An 18,485-nucleotide genomic window follows, 5' to 3' on the forward strand; every position below is an offset into this window, starting at 1 on the left:
ACCCGATGACAGCCCGTTTCGGGGACGGGTCGGCGGAGATGGCCGCCCTTGCCGCACACACGTTCGCAGCAGGTGTCCCCGGCCTCCGGAACCTTGCCGTCCTCGGGCGTGCGGCGAGCGAGCCTCGGGCGTGCGCCGGATACTGGTGGGACAACGCCGTTCGCGTCGGACGGGTCGGGCACCGCGCCATGGCCCGGCCCCCGCCCCCGCCGGGAGGGGGACTGCGGACATACCCCCGTACTACGTCGGGAGTATGTTCAAGTGCCTGCTCAAGGACGACGACGTGAGCGCCCACAGGGGACATCGTGGTGCCCATGAGTACCCTTGCGCCGGCCGTTCTGCTGTCCCTGCTCTCCGCGCTCGCCTACGCGGGCGGGGCGATCCTCCAGGAACGCGTGGCGGCAACCAGCCCCGCGCACCCCTACGCCCCGCTGCACCAGGCGCGCTGGTGGGCGGCCGTGGCGCTCAACGGGCTCGGCGCGGTGCTGCATGTGCTGGCTCTGGCGTACGGGCCGCTGAGCGCGGTGCAGCCGCTGGGAGCGCTGACGATCGTCTTCGCGCTGCCGATGGCGGCGCTGTTCGTACGGCGCAGAGCCCCCGCCGCCGCCTGGCGCGGAGCGCTTGTGGCGACGGCGGGGCTCGCCGGGCTGCTGGCCCTGACGGGTCCCGCCGACTCGCGTTCGCTGGACGGCGCGGAGCGCGGGCTGCTGGCGGCCGCGACGCTGGGCGGGGTGACGCTGCTGTTCCTGCTGGCCCAGGGCGTGCACCGCGGCGCGATGCGCAGCGTGCTGCTCGCGGGCGCGGCAGGCGCGGCCTTCGGCATCGCGTCCGTGTTCACCAAGACGGTGTCGGTGGACTGGTCGTGGAGCGCGCCGCTGGCGCAGTGGCCGAGCCTGCTGGTCGTGGCGGTGCTGGCCGTGGGAGGTCTGCTGCTGTCGCAGGCGTCCTACCGCGGGGCGGGACTCGCCGCCCCGCTGGCCACGGTGACCGTGGTCAACCCGGTGGCGGCCACCGCGGTCGGGGTGACGCTGTTCGGCGAGACGTTTCGGTTCGGGGCGCTCGGCACGGTGCTGGCCCTGGCGTCCGGGGCGGTCGCGGCCGCCGGTCTGATCATGCTGACCCGGCAGCGGCTGCGCCCCGCGGCGGTGCCGGCTCAGCCGTCGGAAGAGCGGGCCGCACAGCCGTCCGGGCCACTGCGCTCAGACGGCGACGCCGCCCGACCTGAGGTAGGCAAGGGGATCGATGTCCGTGCCGTACCCGGGAGCCGTGCGCACCTCGAAGTGGAGGTGCGGTCCCGTGCTGTTGCCGGTGGACCCTGAGCGCGCGATCCGCTGGCCGCCGTTGACCTGCTGTCCGGGGCGGACGCTCAGCGCGGACAGATGCGCGTACTGGCTGTACCTGCCGTCCGTGTGCCGGATGACGACCTGGTAGCCGTACGGCCCCTCCCAGCCCGCGGAGACCACATGGCCCGGGGCGACGGCCTTCACGGCCGTGCCGGTGGGCACCGGGAAGTCCACGCCGGTGTGGTAGCCGCGCGCCCAGGCGGCGCCGGCCTTGCGGTAGGGGGTGCCGGGGCCCGCCTCGACGGGGGCGGACAGGCCGCCGCTTTGTGCGGGCGGGTCCTCGCGCGCCGGCTTCGAAGCCTGCTCGGACTCCGGCGCGGGTGTGGCCCCGGGCGCTGCCTTGGGCGGAGCTTTCGGCTGTGTACGGGGCTGTGCTTCGGGCTTGGTGCGCTTCCGGGGCCGCTGCTTCTCTGCGGACTTCGGCTGCCCCTGCGCCGGGGGCCGGTCGGCGTCGCTCCCGCCGCCGGGCAGTGTCAGCCGCTGGCCGGGGAAGATCAGGTCGGGGTCGTCGCCGACGACCGAGCGGTTGTCGCGGTACAGCCGCGGCCAGCCGCCGCTGACCCGCCGGGCCTCGGCGATCTTGGAGAGGGAGTCGCCCCGGGCGACCGTATAGCCCTCGCGCTGTGTCGGCACGGACGTGGGCGAGGCGGCCGACGCGGCCCGCTCGCGCTTCTCGGCTTCGGCCTCCGCCCGGTCGCCGCGCTCCTGGGGGGAGATGTCGGGTGCGTCGCCGCCGCGGGTCAGCCCCGCACGCACCGAGCAGGTCGGCCAGGCGCGCGGCCCCTGGCCCTTGAGGACCCGCTCGGCCACTGCGATCTGCTGGTCCTTGGTGGCGAGGTCGGCGCGCGGCGCGTACTGCCGTCCGCCGAACTCCTCCCAGGTGGACTGGGTGAACTGCAGTCCCCCGTAGTAGCCGTTGCCGGTGTTGATCGACCAGTCGTCGCTGGATTCGCAGGCGGCGACCTCCTCCCAGACGTCCACGGAGGCGGAATGCGCGGCGCCCGCACCGATCAGGGGGAGGGCCATGCCCGCACCGCCTGCCGTGACGGTGAGGGACGCGCGGTTGAAACGGCTCGGCTGGACTCGGCGGTGCCGACCGGTAGCGGCCATGGCAGGGCTCCCCCACTGGCGTTGGTCATCTCGCAATCGGCCAACCTAGGTGCCCCACGGGGATCGTGACAAGGGTTCAGTCACGGCGCACGAGCCCATGCTCTGCGCCCCCGTCCGGGCCCTCGGTGGCGTTTCCTCCGCCCTGACCTCCCCCGCGCCCCGGGGCGTGGGCCCCCATTCCAAGACCTGGGGGCTTTCGCCCCAGACCCCGTGCGGGGGCTCCGCCCCGGGACCCCCGCGCCTCAATCGCCGACGGGGCTGAACTGGGCGCAGCCCAATCGAGCCCTTCCGGCGTTCGAGGGCACGGCCGAAGGCCGTACCGGGGATGCGGAGCCCCCAGGGCATAAGAGGGAGGGCAGGAGAGAGAACAACCGGCGGGAGACGCCCACGGGATGCGCAGGGGGCCGGGGGCGACACAGGGCGGGCCGATCCGCGCCGGGCGGCCTCGGGCGGCGGCGGGCGGCCTTCGAGCGGCCTTCGAAGGGGTGCCGGACGGTCCGGGAACCGGCCGGACGGCCCCCGGCAGCGCGCACCCAGGGGCGGCCGGGCCCGACGGCCGACACCGTCATGACTTCAGGCCGTCAGGCCGTCTGGCCGTCACGGCTCCAGGCCGTCAGGCCGTCAGGCCGTCAGGCCCTCAGGCCGTCAGGCCGTCACGGCTTCAGGCGGCACGACCTCGGTCCCCTCCTGCGCGCAGACCGCCGCGGCCGTCCGCGCGGCGAAGGACAGCATCTCCTCCACCCGACCGGCGGTGAGCCTCACGATCCCCTTCGGCCGCAGTCCGGCGAGCCTGCTCAGCACGGCCGCGGTGAAGGCGTCGCCCGCGCCGATGGTGTTCACCACGTCGACGGGCACGGCGGGCGCCCGGACCTCGGATCCGTCCGGCAGGTACGCGGCACTGCCCTCTGCGCCGCGGGTGAGCACCGCCAGACGGCCGTGCGCCGCGAGCCGACGGCAGCTCTCCCGCGGATCGCGGTGCGGCCAGAGCTGGGCGAGATCCTCGTCGCTCGCCTTGACGACATGGGCGAGTGCACACAGTTCGCGCAGCAGCCGCGGGCCGCGCAGCGGGTCGAGGGTGCGGTCGGCGCGCACATTGGGGTCGACGACCAGCAGGCTGTCCCCGGCGGCCGCCGCGCGGGCCGTCTCGGCGACCGCGCGGGCCGCCGGCTCGACGACGGCGGCCAGCCCGCCCGCGTACACGGTGCCAAAGCGCGCGACGTCGGCGGTCCGCTCCGCCAGGTGGAAGGCCGCGGTGGCCTGGAGGTGGAAACGGTAGCCGTTGCCGTGCGCGGCCGGGTCGGCGACCGCGAGCGGGGTGGGCAGTGCGGAGCGGCCGCACAAGCTCAGGTCGACTCCGGCCGCGGTCAGCCGCCGCTGAAGCAGGCCGGCGAGCGCATCGCCGCCCAGCGTCCCGGCGAAGGCCACGGGCGTGCCCAGACGGGCGAGCCCCGCCGCCACATTGGCAGGGGCTCCGCCCGGTTCCGCCGACAGGACGCCGGGCGCGCCGGGCGCCGGAATCAGGTCGACCAGCGCCTCGCCGAGAACCAGTACGGCCTCGCGGCCGCCGCTCACGGCTGTACCACGATTTTGCGCCCCTGGCCCGCCTTGAAGCGCTCCATGGCCTCGGGGTACTGCTCCAGCGGCAGCCGGTCGCTGATGAAGACGGCCGGGTCGAGCACCCCTGCGGCGAAGAGCGCGGCGGCCCGTTCGAAGCTGTGCAGAACGGCCATGGAGCCGGTGATGGTGATCTCCTGGTTGTAGATGCGGTACGGCTCGATGACGGCGGTGGTCGCGTAGTCGGAGACCCCGAACTGCAGGAAGGTGCCTCCCTTGGCGACCCGGCCCAGGCCGTCCTGGATGGCGGCGGCGTTGCCGGTGGCGTCGACGACGACGTCCCAGCCGCGCGGGCCGCGGTCCAGTTCCTCGGCGGCAGCCGCCGAGCGGGAGCAGCCGAGCAGACCCGCGGTGGCCAGCCGGTCGGGGTTGACGTCGAGGACGTCCACGCTCGCCGCGCCGGTGCGCTTGGCCAGCTCCAGCATCATCAGGCCCATGGTGCCGGAGCCGTAGATCAGCACCTCCGCGCCGAGGGTGCCGGAGAGCACGTCGTATCCGCGCACCGCGCAGGACAGCGGCTCGATCAGCGCCGCGTCGGCGACGTCGACGTGGTCGGGCAGCCTGACGCAGTTCGCGACGGGCGCGACGGCGTACTCGGCCGCGCCTCCGGCGACGGAGACGCCGATGGCGGCCCAGCGGTCGCAGAGGTTGCCCCGGCCCGCGCGGCAGTAGCGGCACTCGTGGCAGTGCAGGGAGGGGTCGACGGCGACCTTGTCTCCGACGGACACCTCGGTGACGTCCGCGCCGGCCGCGACGACCTCTCCGGCGAACTCATGGCCCGGCACGATCGGCAGCGTGGGCGCGAACTCGCCCTGCAGGATGTGCAGATCGGTGCCGCACAGCCCGCACGAGGCCACCCGGACCACCACGTCGCGCGGCCCGGGGGACGGGTCGGGCACCGTGCTGACCGAGATCTTGCCGGGGGCTTCGACGATCGCTGCCCTCATTTCACAGCTCCAAGGGAGAGGCCCTGGACGAGCTTGTCCTGGGCGGCGTAGCCGGCGGCGAGCACCGGCAGGGACACGACGACGGACGCGGCGCACAGCTGGGCGAGGAACAGGCCCTGGCTGGTGACGAATCCGGTCAGATAGACGGGGGCGGTCTGGGCGGCGACGCCGGTGAGCACCCGGGCGAAGAGAAGTTCGTTCCAGCTGAAGATGAAGCAGATCAGCGCGGTGGCCGCGATGCCGGGGGCGGCGACCGGGGCCACCACCCGGGCCAGCACGGTCGGCAGCCGCGCCCCGTCGACCTGCGCGGCCTCGATGATGGAGACCGGCACATCCGCCAGGAAGGACTGCATCATCCACACCGCGATCGGCAGGTTCATCGAGGTGTAGAGGATGACGAGCAGCCAGATGTTGTCCAGCAGTCCGGCGTTCTTGGCGAAGAGATAGATCGGCAGCAGCCCGGCGACGACCGGCAGCATCTTCGTCGACAGGAAGAAGAACATCACGTCCCGCCACTTGCGCACGGGCCGGATGGACAGCGCGTACGCGGCCGGGAGCGCCAGCAGCAGCACCAGGACGGTGGACAGGGCGGATGCGCTGAGCGAGTTGAGCAGCGACGGCCAGGGCGTGGAGCCGCCGTCCGCGCCGAAGAACGCCCGGTAGCCGTCGAGGGTGAGGGAGGCGGTCAGGGCGGGCGGGTTGGCGGCGGCGTCGGTCTCGGAGTGCAGCGAGGTCAGCGCCATCCACAGGGCGGGAAGGCAGAAGCCGATCCCGGCGGCCCAGGCGAGCACGCCGAGCGCGGCGGAGCGCCGGCGTGCCCGCCGGGCGGCGGGCGCGGCGGCCCGGCCCGGAGGCGAGAGGGACACGGCGGTCATGAGCGGGAGACCTCCTCGCTGAACAGGGACGACACGACGCGCAGCGCGAAGGTGGCGATGACGATCGTGCCGAGCACCACCACGACCCCGGCCGCCGAGGCGAGCCCGTACTCATGGGCCTGGTAGAAGGTCTGGTAGATGCTGTAGGGCAGGTTGGCGGTGCCCAGCCCGCCGGAGGTGAGGGTGAACACGGCGTCGAAGTTCTGGACGATGTAGATCGAGCCCAGCAGGATGCCCAGTTCGAGGTAGCGGCGCAGATGCGGCAGCGTCAGATAGCGGAAGGTCTGCCAGCTGCTCGCGCCGTCGAGCCGAGCCGCCTCCATCACCTCCGCGGGCCTGCTCTGCAGCCCGGCCAGCAGGATGAGCATCATGAACGGCGTCCACTGCCACACCAGCGCCGCGACGACCGCGGTCAGCGGCATGTCGGAGATCCAGTCCGGCTGGGCGGGGCTGTCGCTGCCGAACAGGGAGGCGATCCAGCTCCAGGCGCCGTTGAGCAGCCCGTACTCGGGGTTGTAGAGGGCGTGCTTGAACAGCAGCGCCGCGGAGACGGGGACGATCAGGAACGGGGTGATCAGCAGGGTGCGGACGATGCCCCGCCCGGCGAAGGTGCGGTCGAGGAGCAGCGCCAGCAGCAGCCCGAGGACCACGCTGACGATCACCACGCTCGCGGTGAGCAGCACCGTGGTGAACACCGATTCGCGCAGCGACTCGTCGGTGAACACCTCGGCGTAGTTGGCGAAGCCCGCGAACGCCCGCTCGTCGGGGCTCAGGGAGTTCCAGTCGAAGAGCGAGATGACGAGGGTGGCGGCGAAGGGCAGCTGGGTGACGGCGATCAGGAAGACCAGCGCGGGCAGCAGCGGCGCGCGCGTGGCCCAGGCCCGGACTCCGCCGCGGCGCGGTCCCGGTCCCCCGCCGGGCCCGCCGCCCGAGGGCGGCGGACCGGCGGGCGGGGCGGCCGCCTTGGGGGCCGCGAGGGTGCTCATCGGTACTCCTCAGCGACCTTCTCGGCGAGCTTCTGGGACTTCTGAAGGGCCTCTGCGACGGACTGGCGTCCGGCGATCGCGGCGCTGATCTCCTGGGAGACCTTGGTGCCGAGGTCGGTGAACTCCGGTATCCCGACGAACTGGATGCCGGGTGCGGGGCGCGGCTGCACTCCGGGGCTCTTGGCGTTGGCGCTGGCGATGGCCTCCTCGGTGACGTCGGCGTGCGCCGAAGCGGCCTTGCGGTAGTCGGGGTTGGCGTAGGTGGAGCTCCGCTTGCCGGCGGGCACCTTACCCCAGCCGAGCTGCTCGCCCACCAGCTGCTCGTACCCCTTGCCCGAGGCCCAGGAGATGAACTTCCAGGCGTCGTCGGGATTCTTGGACGCCTTCTGGACGCCCCAGGCCCAGGTGTAGAGCCAGCCGGAGCTCTTCGTCTTCTCGACGGGCGCAGGCACATAGCCGATCTTGCCCTTGACCGGGGAGTCCGGGGCCTCCAGCGTTCCGGCGGCGGCGGTGGCGTCGTACCACATGGCGGTCTTGCCCTGGGTCATGTTGTTGAGGCACTCGGTGTAGCCGGACTGGGCCGCACCCGCCTGGCCGTGCTTGCGCACCAGGTCGACGTAGAACTCGGTGGCCTTGGTGAACTCCGGCGAGGTGAGCTGGGGCTTCCAGTCCTTGTCGAACCAGGTGCCGCCCATGGTGTTGACGACGGTGGTGAGCGGGGCGATGAGCTGGCCCCAGCCGGGCAGTCCGCGCAGGCAGATGCCCTTCATGTCGCTCTCGGCGCTGTCCGCCTTGGCGGCGAGGTCGGCGACCTCCTGCCAGGTGGGCTTGTCGGGCATGGTCAGCCCGTGCTTGTCGAAGACGTCCTTGCGGTACATCAGGAAGGACGACTCACCGTAGAACGGCTGGGCGTAGAGCTTGCCGTCGGCGGTGAGGGAGTCACGCAGCGGCGGCAGGATGTCGGACTGGTCGAACTCCTTGTCCGCCTCGACATGTTCGTCGAGGGCGTGGAGCCAGCCGTTCTTGGAGTAGAACGGCACCTCGTAGTTGCTGATGGTGGCGATGTCGTACTGGCCGGCCTGGTTGGCGAAGTCCTGGCTGATCTTGTCGCGGACGTCGTTCTCGGGGAGCACCGTGAAGTTGACCTTGATACCGGTCTTCTTGGTGAAGTGCTCGGCGGTGAGCTTCTGCAGGTCGGCCATCTGGGGGTTGTTGACCATCAGCACATTGAGGCCGTCGCCGTCCTCGCCTCCGGCTGCGCCGCCCGCGCCGGCGCAGCCGGCGAGGAGGGCGATGGCGGCGGCTGCGGCGACCGTCTGCACCGCTCTGGTGCGGCCCGTGTGTGTTCTTCTCCGTGCGGACATGAGATCTCCTGAATGTCTGGTAGCGGCTCGATCAGGAAGGCGGGGGGTGGCGTTTCGGGGAAGGGTCGGCCCCGCCCCCGGCGGCGCCGGGGGGTGTCGATGGGTGTGGTTGTCGCGCTGTGCCGCCGGTGCGGCGGCGGTGCGGTCAGACGCGGATGACCTGCGGGCCGAGCAGCGAGTAGCGCTGGGCCTCGGCCGCGGGCAGCGCCGCGTCGGTGACGATGGCTTCGAACTGGCCGACCTCTGCGAATCGGCAGAAGCTGACCGCGCCGAACTTGGCGTGGATGCCGGCGAACACGCGGCGTCGTGAGCTGCGCATGGCCTGGGACTTGACTGCGGCGACCGCCGGGTCGGGGGTGGTGAGCCCGTATTCGCGGGAGATGCCGTTCGCTCCGATGTACGCCAGGTCGATGACGAAGTCCGCGAGCATCCGGGTGGTCCAGGCGTCGACGGTGGCCAGGGTGCCGCCCCGTACGCGGCCGCCGAGCAGCAGTACGGTGATCTTCTCGGCGTCCGCGAGGACCGTCGCCACCGTGAGGGACGCGGTGACCACGGTCAGCGGCCGGTCCCGGGGCAGTGCTTCGGCGACGAGCTGCGGGGTGAAGCCCTCGTCGACGAAGACGGTCTCCGCGTCGCCGAGCAGTTCGGCGGCGGCCGCGGCGACCCGGGACTTCTGCGGCACATGGCGCAGGGTGCGGCTGGCGAGCGTGGTCTCAAAGCCCGCGCTCTCGACCGGATAGGCCCCGCCGTGCGTCCGGCGGACCAGGCCGTGCTCCTCCAGTGCGTGCAGATCGCGCCTGATGGTCTCCTTGGCCACCTGGAAACGCTCGGCGAGGGCGTTGACCTCGACCGCGCCGTCGGCGCGGGCGGCTTCGAGAATCCCCCGTCGGCGTTCCTCGGTGTCCATGGCATTCATCCCTGCGTGTGTGCTGATGCGCTGTTCTGCGCCCGGGTCCTTTGAGTCCGTTCGGGCCCGTGCGTCGTTTGTACAAGCACGCACGGGCGCTTCACCAGGTTCTTCGTGGCCTCTGCTGTGCCCGTTTATGCCCGTTTCTCTACCACGGGCGTCCGGAACGTTGCGGGTCGCCGTGCTCGGCGCGGATCGGACACCGCCCGATTGCCGCTCAGCAGCGCCCGAATCGTGCCCGCGGGCGGGCTTGTGTGCCGGTCGTTGAGCGCCGGGCGGGGCGTGTGCGTAAGACTCCACACGTACACCGGGCAACAGCACCGGCACGACAGGCACGCCAGCACTCCACAGGGTGGACGGGAGCACACAGCATGAGCGGACATGCCCAGATCGGCGTCACGGGGCTCGCGGTCATGGGCCGCAACCTGGCCCGCAACTTCGCACGCAACGGCTTCACGGTGGCCGTGCACAACCGCACGGCCGCCCGGACGCGGGCGCTTGTCGACGAGTTCGGCGACGAGGGGAGCTTTGTTCCGGCCGAGTCGGCCCGGGAGTTCGTCGCGGCCCTGGAGCGCCCCCGACGTCTGGTGATCATGGTCAAGGCGGGCGAGCCCACGGACGCGGTGATCCAGGAGTTCGCTCCTCTCCTGGAGGAAGGCGATGTGATCATCGACGGCGGCAACGCGCACGTCGCGGACACCCGACGCCGGGAGAGGGAGCTGCGGGAGCGCGGCATCCACTTCGTGGGCGTGGGCATCTCCGGCGGCGAGGAGGGGGCGCTGCACGGGCCGAGCATCATGCCCGGCGGCTCGGCCGAGTCGTACAAGTCCCTGGGGCCGCTGCTGGAGAGGATCGCCGCCAAGGCCCCGGACGGCACGCCCTGCGTCACCCATGTAGGCCCCGACGGGGCGGGCCACTTCGTGAAGATGGTGCACAACGGCATCGAGTACGCCGACATGCAGCTGATCGCCGAGGCCTATCACCTGCTGCGCGCGGTCGCCGGGTACTCCCCCGCCCGGATCGCCGACACCTTCCGCACCTGGAACGAGGGGCGTCTGGACTCGTATCTGATCGAGATCACGGCCGAGGTGCTGGCGCATGCGGACCCGGTGACGGGCCGGCCGTTCGTGGACGTGGTCGCCGACCGCGCGGAGCAGAAGGGCACCGGCCGCTGGACGGTGCAGATCGCCCTCGACCTGGGTGTGCCGGTCTCCGGCATCGCGGAGGCGGTCTTCGCCCGCTCGCTGTCCGGACACGCGGAGCTGCGCGAGGCGTCCCGGTCGCTGCCGGGGCCCGTGCCGCAGCCGCTGGACGAGGAGGCGGCGGCGCGGTTCGCCGAGCGGGTCGAGCAGGCCCTGTACGCGTCCAAGATCGTGTCGTACACGCAGGGCTTCCACCAGATCCAGGCGGGCAGCGAGCACCACGAGTGGGGAGTCGACCCGGGCGCGGTGGCGTCGATCTGGCGTGCGGGCTGCATCATCAGGGCGGCGTTCCTGGACCGCATCCGGACCGCGTACGAGACGCGGCCCGAGCTGCCGAGCCTGCTGTCGGACAAGCGGTTCGCGGAGGAGATCGGCGCGGCGCAGGACGACTGGCGCGAGGTGGTGGCGACGGCGGCCCGACAGGGCGTGCCGACGCCGGGGTTCTCGGCCGCTCTGGCGTACTACGACGCCCTGCGCGCCGACCGGCTGCCCGCGGCGCTCACCCAGGGGCAGCGGGACTTCTTCGGAGCCCACACCTACCGGCGGACCGACCGGGAGGGGTCGTTCCACACGCTCTGGGGCGGTGACCGCTCGGAGGTTTCCGCGGGCTGAGCCGTACGGGCCGCTTCCCGGCGCGGGAGCCGCCGGACAGGGCGCCGGTCGCCCGGACCCGGTCCGCCGGCGGCGCACCGCCCCGCCGGCGGGCCGGCACGATCAGCCGACGGGCCCCGGCTCGGGCTCCGGCTCCGGCACGGGGTCGGGGCCCGGTGGCTTCGGGACGGGGTCGGGTCCGGGGCTGGGCATGGGCTCCGGCGTCGGAACGGGCCCGGGCCCCGGCCCCGGCGACGGCGGCACCGGGCCCGGCGTCGGCTCGGGCACCGGCCTCGGGCGGGGCGGGGGCGGCGATACGAGGTCGGGATACGGATGGGGCATGCCTGGCCTCCAGAGATCGGACGTCATGCGTTCCCACTGTCTCCCCGTCGCGTGCCCACGCCCGCCCGGTTCACTCGCGGCGGGGCGCCGCTTCAGCCGACGGCGTGGGGGCTGCGCTCCGTACGGCTGCCGGGCACGGGCGCCGAGGCGTCGGAACCCAGCGCCACGATCCGGTTGTCCGCGTCGACGTGCACGACCCTCGGCTGGAGCGTCCGCGCCTCGGCGTCGTCCACCTGCGCATAGCTGATCAGAATCACCAGATCGCCGGGGTGCACCAGATGGGCGGCCGCGCCGTTGATCCCGATGACCCCCGAGCCGCGCTCGCCTTCGATGACATACGTCTCCAGCCGGGCGCCGTTGGTGATGTCGACGATGTGGACGAGCTCTCCGGGCAGCAGATCGGCCGCCTCCATCAGCTCGGCGTCCACGGTGACGGAGCCGACGTAGTGCAGATCGGCCTGGGTCACGGTGGCCCGATGGATCTTGGACTTGAACATGGTACGAAACACGGAGAAACTCCCAGTCTGTCTGCTCCCTGCCTGCTCCGCAGGTCAAGGGCGGTATCTGGAGCCTACAGCGACTCCCATATTCGGTCAGCTGCCCCCGGGTGTTGCAGAACTCACGCTGACCGGTTGCTGACTTTCCTGACGACCAATCATGCCGAGATCGAACTGACCCATGCCCTCCGTTCCGATCACAGAAGGGCGTCAAGCGCCGCAGCACGGGCCACTGCTCGGTGTGCAGCCGGTGGTGCAGGAAAGCCACCAGGTCCTCACTCAGTCCTTCGGCGAGGACGGTCCGGCAGAGCGTCATGCGGGACTTCGTACGGTCCAGGCTGTAGCTCGTCCGCCCCGACCAGACGATGTGAAGCGGCAGGTCCACGTTGCCCTCGACAGGGCCGTCCAGTTCCTGCAAGCGCTCGGGCAGTCGGCTGCGGCAGCGGTCCCGCAGCACCTCGGCGCGAGGGGGCGGCGACCGTCGTGTCCATGCATCCGGTATCGCTGCTGGGAGGCGGCGGCATGGCGGATACGGGGCCCCTGTCGTACGTACGGGTCGGGCAGCCGCCCGTGGACTCCGCGGGCCTGCGGGTCGCAGGTCGCGCGGATCTGCGCAGGGCGTCCGAGCGGGCCGCTGCGGCGGCTTGCCGCCCACACCTTCCCCACGGACGGGCAGATCGATTTAGATTAGGCTTACCTAATCACTTCGACCCCGGGGGGAAGCCGTGGGACACGGCTGGCAAGGCGCCGTCCTCAAGCTCATGCGAGGCAAGGACTTCACGTTCACCGTCCGATCGAACGAGCGGATCTCGGAGCGGCTGCACCGCCTCTGCTTCGACGACGGCGGAATGCTCCAGGAGACGGGGGTGCATCCGACGATGTGGGTGCGCCTGTGGTTCGACAACGGCGGCCGACCGCATCAGCGCGCCTACACGCTTGTGGATCCGGACCCCGTCACCGGCGCGTTCAGCATGGACTTCGTTCTGCACCCCGGTTGCGCCAGCGACTGGGCGCGCGCCGCGAGGCCGGGCGACACGATCGAGGCGACGGTGCAGGGCTCACAGTTCAGCGTGCCGGACCCGGCGCCGTCCCGGCTCCTCGTCGTCGGCGACGCCGCCTCCCGCCCGGCCATCGACTCGCTGCTCGACGCGATGCCGCTGACGCCGGCCGTGATCTGGTACGAGACGTCCCATCCCCGCGACGACGAGCACGCGCCGCGAGGCGGAGCCGCTTCCCGCGAACTGATCCCGGTGCCGCGGCGGGACGGGGGCGGCAGTCTCGTCGAAGCGGTCCACGAGGCCCTTCCGCAGCAGTTGGACGACGCGGCCTATGTCTGGATCGCCTGCGACACGGCCACCACCCGGGGTCTCGCCGCCTTCGCACGCAAACAGCTCGGCGTGCCGAGGGAGCGTCTGCACGCCCTCGGCTACTGGCGGGCGGCCTGAACCGGCCTCACAAGCAAAGTTAGGTTAGGCTTAGCTAAGTTTCATGGTGGCAGGCGGCGGCGTGGTCTTCCCCAGGGACGCCCTGCTGCGCGACCTGCTGCTGCGCAGGGCGCCCGTGACGCATGACGCCTATCTCCCTCCCTGCACACCCTCACCAATCAGGAAAGACGGAACGAACATGACCGTACGGGTCGCGGTGGCCGGAGCCAGCGGCTACGCCGGCGGCGAGCTGCTGCGTCTGCTGACGTCCCATCCCGGCGTGGGGATCGGCGCCGTGACGGCGCACAGCAGCGCGGGCCGCCCGCTCGGTGAAACGCAGCCGCAGCTGGCCGCACTCGCCGACCGGACGCTGGAGCGGACCTCGGCCGAGGTGCTGGGCGGGCACGACGTGGTCTTCCTCGCCCTCCCCCACGGCGAGTCGGCGCCGCTCGCCCGCGCGCTCGCTGACGATGCCCTCGTCGTGGACTGCGGGGCGGACTTCCGGCTGCGCGACGCCGCCGACTGGGTGCGCTTCTACGGCACGGAGCACGCGGGGACCTGGCCCTACGGCCTGCCGGAACTGCCCGGCGCGCGAGACGAGTTGCGCGGTGCGCGCCGGATCGCCGTACCGGGGTGCTACCCGACGGCGGTCACCCTGGCGCTCTTCCCCGCCTACACGGCCCGGCTGGCCGAGCCGGACGCCGTGGTCACCGCCGCCAGCGGAACGTCCGGGGCCGGCCGGGCGGTCAAGCCTCATCTGCTCGGCTCCGAGGTGATGGGGTCCATGACGCCCTACGGCGTCGGCGGCGGCCACCGGCACACTCCGGAGCTGACGCAGAACCTGTCGCGGGCCGCGGGCGAGCGCGTGACCGTGTCGTTCACTCCGACGCTGGCGCCCATGCCGCGCGGCATCCTCGCCACCTGCTCCGCCCGGCTGCGTCCCGGGGTCGCCGAGGACGGCGCCCTCGACGAGGTGCGGGCGGCCTTCGAAGCCGCGTACGCCGGTGAACCGTTCATCCGGTTGCTGCCACCGGGCCACTGGCCGTCCACCGGATCGGTCATCGGCTCGAACACCGTCCAGGTGCAGGTGGCCGTGGATCCGGCCGCCCGCCGGCTGATCTGTGTCAGTGCGATCGACAACCTGGTGAAGGGCACCGCCGGCGGCGCGGTGCAGTGCATGAACGTCGCCCTGGACCTGCCCGAGCACCTGGGCCTGCCCGTGAATGGAGTGGCTCCGTGACCGTGACCGCTGCCCAGGGGTTCCTTGCCGGCGGTGTGGCCGCCGGCATCAAGGAATCCGGGGCTCCCGACCTGGCCCTGGTGGTGAACCGGGGACCGTCCCGGGCCGCCGCCGGGGTGTTCACCTCGAACCGGGTGCAGGCCGCGCCGGTGCGCTGGTCCCGCCGTGTGCTGGCGGACGGCCGGCTGACCGCGGTCGTCCTCAACTCCGGCGGCGCCAACGCCTGTACGGGTCCGGCGGGCGCCCGGGACGCACGGCTGACGGCCGAACGCGCGGCCGCGGCGATCGGGGCCGACGCCGGCGATGTGGCCGTGTGCTCGACGGGCCTCATCGGCGTGCCCCTGCCGATGGACCGGGTCGTCTCGGGCATCGACGCCGCCGCCGGGCGGCTGTCGGCCGACGGCGGCGAGAACGCGGCCGTGGCGATCAAAACGACGGACACGGTCCACAAGACCGCGGCGACGACCCGGTCCGGATGGACCGTGGGAGGGATGGCCAAGGGCGCGGGCATGCTCGCTCCGGGACTGGCCACCATGCTGGCGGTGCTCACCACGGACGCCGAGGTGAGCGGCCCGGCCCTCGACGCGGCGCTGCGCGCGGCCGTGCGCACCACATTCGACCGGGTGGACTCCGACGGCTGTATGTCCACCAACGACACGGTGCTGCTGCTCGCGTCCGGGGCCTCCGGAGTGACCCCGGGCGAAGGGGAGTTCGCCGAGGCCGTCCATGCCGTCTGCCGCGACCTGGCACGGCAGCTCGTCTCCGACGCCGAGGGCGCTTCCAAGGAGATCGAGGTGGCGGTCGTCGGGGCGGCGTCCGAGGAGGACGCCGTCACGGTGGCCCGCTCGGTGGCCCGGAACAACCTCCTCAAGTGCGCGCTGCACGGCGAGGACCCGAACTGGGGCCGGGTGCTTTCGGCGATCGGCACGACGGACGCCGTATTCGATCCGGATCTGCTGGACGTGGCGATCAACGGCGTCTGGGTCTGCCGCGACGGAGCGGCCGGGGAACCACGCGACACGGTGGACATGTCGGGGCGCAGGATCGCCGTCGCCGTGGACCTCCGTGCCGGCGACGCCTCGGCGGCCGTCTGGACCAACGACCTCACGGCCGAGTACGTCCACGAGAACAGCGTCTACAGCTCATGAGTGAAAGCAGGTCGGGGATGACGACCGCCGCCGATCAGCGTGCGGCCGGGGCCGGTCTGCCGGCCGACGCCCTTCCGTGGCTGGAGGAGCTCCAGGGCCGCACCGTCGTCGTCAAGTTCGGCGGGAACGCCATGGTTGACCCCGCGCTGCACCGGACCTTCGCCCAGGACGTGGTGGAGCTGTGGCACGCCGGGCTGCATCCCGTCGTGGTGCACGGGGGCGGCCCGCAGATCAGCGCCATGCTCGACCGGCTCGATCTGGAGGTCCGCTTCGAGGCGGGCCTCAGGGTGACGACGCCGGAGGCGATGGACGTGGTCCGCATGGTGCTGACGGGCCGGGTCCAGCGTGATCTGGTCGGCGCGATCAATGCGCACGGGCCGTTCGCGGTGGGGATGTCGGGCGAGGACGGCCATACGATGACCGCGGTGCGGCGTCCGGCGTGGGTGGACGGCCGGCCGGTGGACATCGGCCAGGTCGGCGACGTCGTCGCCGTGGAGCCGGGGACGGTTCGGGGGCTGCTGGAGCAGGGACGGATCCCGGTGGTGTCTCCCGTCGCCCGCGGCGCGGACGGCCAGATCTACAACGTCAACGCGGATCTCGCCGCCTCCGCACTGGCCGTGGCCCTCGGGGCGGAGCGCCTGGTGATGCTGACCGATGTGGCGGGGCTGTACGCGGACTGGCCGCACAGCACCGAGGTGATCGAGCGGCTGACGGCCGGTGAGCTGGACGTGCTGCTGCCGGGTCTGGCGAGCGGGATGCTGCCGAAGATGGAGGGCTGTCTGCGGGCGGTCCGCTCGGGTGTGGCCCGGGCGCATGTGCTCGACGGCCGTGTGCCGCACGCGGTGCTGAGCGGTGTGTTCGCCCAGAAGAGCCCCGGCACGACCGTCGTTCCCGATCCGGCCCCGGTGGATGAGGAGATGAACGCATGACGGCCGATGCCGCCGCCTCGCTGACCGACCGCTGGAGAGCGGTGATGATGGACGCCTACGGCACTCCCCCGCTGGCCCTGGTGCGCGGTGCGGGCAGCACCGTCTGGGATGCGTCGGGGCGGGCGTACACGGACTTCACCGGCGGGATCGCGGTCAACACGCTCGGGCATGCGCACCCCGCCGTGGCGGACGCGGTCGCCGCCCAGATCGCCCGGCTGGGGCATGTGTCCAATCTGTTCGTCTCCGAGCCGGCCGTCGCGCTGGCGGAGCGGCTGGTGGGCCTGCTAGGGCGGCCCGGCAGGGTGTTCTTCGCCAACTCGGGCGCGGAGGCGGTCGAGGCCGCCTTCAAGATCGCCCGGCGGACGGGGCGGACCCATGTCGTCGCGGCCGAGAACGGCTTCCACGGGCGCACCATGGGCGCTCTGGCCCTGACGGGGCAGCCCGCGAAACGTGATCCCTTCCTGCCGCTGCCCGGTGACGTCACCCATGTGCCGTTCGGGGACGAGGGCGCTCTGCGGGCGGCGGTCACCGAGGACACCGCGGCCGTCGTCCTGGAGCCGGTCCAGGGCGAGGCGGGGGCGGTGCCCGCGCCGGATGGCTATCTGCGGGCCGCGCGGGAGATCACGCGTCGCACGGGGACCCTGCTGGTGCTGGACGAGGTGCAGACCGGCGTCGGCCGGACCGGCCGCTGGTTCGCCCACCAGTCGGTCCCCGGCCTGGAACCCGACGTGATCACGCTCGCCAAGGGGCTGGGCGGCGGGCTGCCGATCGGCGCCGCGGTGGCGTTCGGCGAAGCGGCCGGGCTGCTGGGCCCGGGGCACCACGGCTCGACCTTCGGGGGCAACCCCGTGGCCTGCGCGGCGGGGCTCGCCGTACTGGAGACGATCGAGGCGGAGGGGCTGCTGGCGCAGGTCGTGCGCAAGGGCGCGGCGCTGCGCCGCGGCATCGAGGAGCTGAGGCACCCCCGTGTGCACGGAGTGCGGGGCGCCGGGCTGCTGCTGGGCGTGGTGCTCGCCGAACCGGTTGCGGCGCAGGTGCAGCGGGCGGCTCAGGACGCGGGCTTCCTGGTGAACGCCGCGGGTGCGTCGACCGTGCGGCTGGCTCCGGCCCTGACGGTGCCCGAGGAGGACATCGCGGCGCTGGTGAAGGAGTTGCCCGGCATCCTGGACGGCTGACGTCGGCGCACGGAAGACGGCATGCGGAAGTCGGCGTGCACGGAGACCGGAAGTCGACGTACGGAAGTCGACGTGAACGGAGACATGGTGGGGCTTGAGCCGAAAGCTCGGGCCCCTTCGTCCGTTCAGAGGACCCTGGCGAGCACCTGGGCGTTGCGCCGCGGGTCCAGCGACCTCGCCCAGGCCGCGGGGGCCAGGTCGGCGGGAACCGGGGTGAACCCGTGCCGCAGGAAGAGCCGACCGCTGCCGGTCGTCGCGGTGAACAGCGCGTCCAGTGACCGCGAAAGGCCCTCAGCCAGCGCGGCGGCCAGGAGCCGGGCGCCCACACCGCTGCCCTGCCTGCGGTGTGCCACGCAGAAGTTGTACACGACTCCGGCACTCCGGCCGTCGTGCGCTGCCGCCCCCTGGACGCGCAGGGCGAGGCAGCCGTCCAGGGCGCCGTCCGGCCCCTCGGCCACGAGGAAGTCGGTCGCGTGCTGCGCGTAGAGGTGGAAAGGGCGTGGCCGCAGTGCGCCGGAGCGGACGAACGGCTGTGAGAGAGCGGCGAGTTCGGCGGCGTCCCGGGGATGTGCGGAGCGGACCGAGAATGCGGCGGCAGAAACGGCAGGGGACGGGCAGTGCGGGTGGGGCGCGCGGGGCGGCATGGTGGCAGGACGCGGCATGGCCATGTTCAAGGCGTTCCTTCCTCGGTTCCACCGTGCGGGAGGGCCCTTTCGGCCTGCTTCGTTCACCCCGGCGAAACAGTCAAGCTTAGGTTAGCCTTACCTAAGCGTCTGGCCAAGTCGTATCGG

General features: G+C 72.5%; 16 protein-coding genes. 7 read left to right on the top strand and 9 right to left on the bottom strand.

Annotation, left to right across the window (positions count from 1 at the left end; all coding sequences use genetic code 11):
* The first annotated feature begins 314 nt into the window (after positions 1-314).
* Positions 315-1,319 (top strand): DMT family transporter, encoded by a 1,005-nt coding sequence (locus QCN29_RS04245; RefSeq protein ID WP_279926312.1) that lies wholly within the window; start codon positions 315-317, stop codon positions 1,317-1,319.
* Here the strand turns inward: QCN29_RS04245 and QCN29_RS04250 are convergent.
* The 7 genes from QCN29_RS04250 to QCN29_RS04280 form a co-directional block, all read right to left on the bottom strand.
* On the bottom strand, positions 1,200-2,453 hold the full coding sequence (locus tag QCN29_RS04250; protein ID WP_279926313.1) for a transglycosylase family protein: 1,254 nt from the start codon (positions 2,451-2,453) through the stop codon (positions 1,200-1,202). The genes QCN29_RS04245 and QCN29_RS04250 overlap by 120 nt on opposite strands.
* A gap of 645 nt (positions 2,454-3,098) precedes the next feature.
* Positions 3,099-4,025 (bottom strand): PfkB family carbohydrate kinase, encoded by a 927-nt coding sequence (locus QCN29_RS04255; RefSeq protein WP_279926315.1) that lies wholly within the window; start codon positions 4,023-4,025, stop codon positions 3,099-3,101.
* Positions 4,022-5,014 (bottom strand): zinc-dependent alcohol dehydrogenase family protein, encoded by a 993-nt coding sequence (locus QCN29_RS04260; protein WP_279926316.1) that lies wholly within the window; start codon positions 5,012-5,014, stop codon positions 4,022-4,024. Before QCN29_RS04260 ends, QCN29_RS04255 begins: the two co-directional genes overlap by 4 nt.
* Entirely contained in the window at positions 5,011-5,889 is an 879-nt protein-coding gene (locus QCN29_RS04265; protein ID WP_279926317.1) for a carbohydrate ABC transporter permease, read from the bottom strand. The genes QCN29_RS04260 and QCN29_RS04265 overlap by 4 nt, the downstream gene beginning before the upstream one ends.
* A complete protein-coding gene (locus QCN29_RS04270; protein WP_279926318.1) occupies positions 5,886-6,875 on the bottom strand; it encodes a carbohydrate ABC transporter permease in 990 nt (329 codons plus the stop codon). Before QCN29_RS04270 ends, QCN29_RS04265 begins: the two co-directional genes overlap by 4 nt.
* Positions 6,872-8,239, bottom strand: a complete 1,368-nt coding sequence (locus QCN29_RS04275; protein ID WP_279926319.1) for an ABC transporter substrate-binding protein — start codon at positions 8,237-8,239, stop codon at positions 6,872-6,874. Before QCN29_RS04275 ends, QCN29_RS04270 begins: the two co-directional genes overlap by 4 nt.
* A gap of 145 nt (positions 8,240-8,384) precedes the next feature.
* Positions 8,385-9,146 (bottom strand): DeoR/GlpR family DNA-binding transcription regulator, encoded by a 762-nt coding sequence (locus tag QCN29_RS04280; RefSeq protein WP_240135680.1) that lies wholly within the window; start codon positions 9,144-9,146, stop codon positions 8,385-8,387.
* Between the two features lie 371 nt (positions 9,147-9,517).
* On the opposite strand from QCN29_RS04280, the gene gndA reads away from it, so the two are divergent.
* Complete coding sequence (gene gndA, locus QCN29_RS04285; protein WP_279926320.1) at positions 9,518-10,960, top strand: NADP-dependent phosphogluconate dehydrogenase; 1,443 nt, start codon at positions 9,518-9,520, stop codon at positions 10,958-10,960.
* 413 nt (positions 10,961-11,373) lie between these two features.
* On the opposite strand, the gene panD is transcribed toward gndA, so the two are convergent.
* Positions 11,374-11,790, bottom strand: coding sequence for an aspartate 1-decarboxylase (panD, locus tag QCN29_RS04290; protein ID WP_240135678.1), 417 nt, complete (start codon positions 11,788-11,790; stop codon positions 11,374-11,376).
* A gap of 713 nt (positions 11,791-12,503) precedes the next feature.
* Here panD and QCN29_RS04295 point away from each other — a divergent pair.
* The 5 genes from QCN29_RS04295 (at position 12,504) to QCN29_RS04315 (ending at position 17,694) form a co-directional block, all read left to right on the top strand.
* Positions 12,504-13,223, top strand: a complete 720-nt coding sequence (locus tag QCN29_RS04295; protein ID WP_279926321.1) for a siderophore-interacting protein — start codon at positions 12,504-12,506, stop codon at positions 13,221-13,223.
* A gap of 178 nt (positions 13,224-13,401) precedes the next feature.
* Positions 13,402-14,442, top strand: coding sequence for an N-acetyl-gamma-glutamyl-phosphate reductase (gene argC / locus QCN29_RS04300; protein ID WP_279926426.1), 1,041 nt, complete (start codon positions 13,402-13,404; stop codon positions 14,440-14,442).
* Complete coding sequence (gene argJ, locus QCN29_RS04305; protein WP_279926322.1) at positions 14,439-15,590, top strand: bifunctional glutamate N-acetyltransferase/amino-acid acetyltransferase ArgJ; 1,152 nt, start codon at positions 14,439-14,441, stop codon at positions 15,588-15,590. The genes argC and argJ overlap by 4 nt, the downstream gene beginning before the upstream one ends.
* A 17-nt stretch (positions 15,591-15,607) precedes the next feature.
* Positions 15,608-16,519 (top strand): acetylglutamate kinase, encoded by a 912-nt coding sequence (gene argB / locus QCN29_RS04310; RefSeq protein ID WP_279926323.1) that lies wholly within the window; start codon positions 15,608-15,610, stop codon positions 16,517-16,519.
* Positions 16,516-17,694 carry an acetylornithine transaminase gene (locus tag QCN29_RS04315; protein ID WP_279926324.1) on the top strand — a complete coding sequence of 393 codons (1,179 nt, stop codon included), beginning with the start codon at positions 16,516-16,518 and terminating at the stop codon, positions 17,692-17,694. The genes argB and QCN29_RS04315 overlap by 4 nt, the downstream gene beginning before the upstream one ends.
* A 125-nt stretch (positions 17,695-17,819) precedes the next feature.
* Here the strand turns inward: QCN29_RS04315 and QCN29_RS04320 are convergent, their stop codons facing one another.
* A complete protein-coding gene (locus QCN29_RS04320; RefSeq protein ID WP_279926325.1) occupies positions 17,820-18,362 on the bottom strand; it encodes a GNAT family N-acetyltransferase in 543 nt (180 codons plus the stop codon).
* Positions 18,363-18,485 lie beyond the last annotated feature (123 nt).

It is taken from the genome of Streptomyces chengmaiensis (genome assembly GCF_029846775.1).
Taxonomy (GTDB): domain Bacteria; phylum Actinomycetota; class Actinomycetes; order Streptomycetales; family Streptomycetaceae; genus Streptomyces; species Streptomyces chengmaiensis.

What these genes read in the sequence shown, in the direction of transcription:
- QCN29_RS04245 (WP_279926312.1), top strand. Translation starts at nt 315, where the DNA reads ATGAGTACCCTTGCGCCGGCCGTTCTGCTGTCCCTGCTCTCCGCGCTC.
- QCN29_RS04250 (WP_279926313.1), bottom strand. Translation starts at nt 2,453, where the DNA reads ATGGCCGCTACCGGTCGGCACCGCCGAGTCCAGCCGAGCCGTTTCAAC.
- QCN29_RS04260 (WP_279926316.1), bottom strand. Translation starts at nt 5,014, where the DNA reads ATGAGGGCAGCGATCGTCGAAGCCCCCGGCAAGATCTCGGTCAGCACG.
- QCN29_RS04265 (WP_279926317.1), bottom strand. Translation starts at nt 5,889, where the DNA reads ATGACCGCCGTGTCCCTCTCGCCTCCGGGCCGGGCCGCCGCGCCCGCC.
- QCN29_RS04270 (WP_279926318.1), bottom strand. Translation starts at nt 6,875, where the DNA reads ATGAGCACCCTCGCGGCCCCCAAGGCGGCCGCCCCGCCCGCCGGTCCG.
- QCN29_RS04275 (WP_279926319.1), bottom strand. Translation starts at nt 8,239, where the DNA reads ATGTCCGCACGGAGAAGAACACACACGGGCCGCACCAGAGCGGTGCAG.
- QCN29_RS04280 (WP_240135680.1), bottom strand. Translation starts at nt 9,146, where the DNA reads ATGGACACCGAGGAACGCCGACGGGGGATTCTCGAAGCCGCCCGCGCC.
- gndA (WP_279926320.1), top strand. Translation starts at nt 9,518, where the DNA reads ATGAGCGGACATGCCCAGATCGGCGTCACGGGGCTCGCGGTCATGGGC.
- argC (WP_279926426.1), top strand. Translation starts at nt 13,402, where the DNA reads ATGACCGTACGGGTCGCGGTGGCCGGAGCCAGCGGCTACGCCGGCGGC.
- argB (WP_279926323.1), top strand. Translation starts at nt 15,608, where the DNA reads ATGACGACCGCCGCCGATCAGCGTGCGGCCGGGGCCGGTCTGCCGGCC.
- QCN29_RS04315 (WP_279926324.1), top strand. Translation starts at nt 16,516, where the DNA reads ATGACGGCCGATGCCGCCGCCTCGCTGACCGACCGCTGGAGAGCGGTG.
- QCN29_RS04320 (WP_279926325.1), bottom strand. Translation starts at nt 18,362, where the DNA reads ATGGCCATGCCGCGTCCTGCCACCATGCCGCCCCGCGCGCCCCACCCG.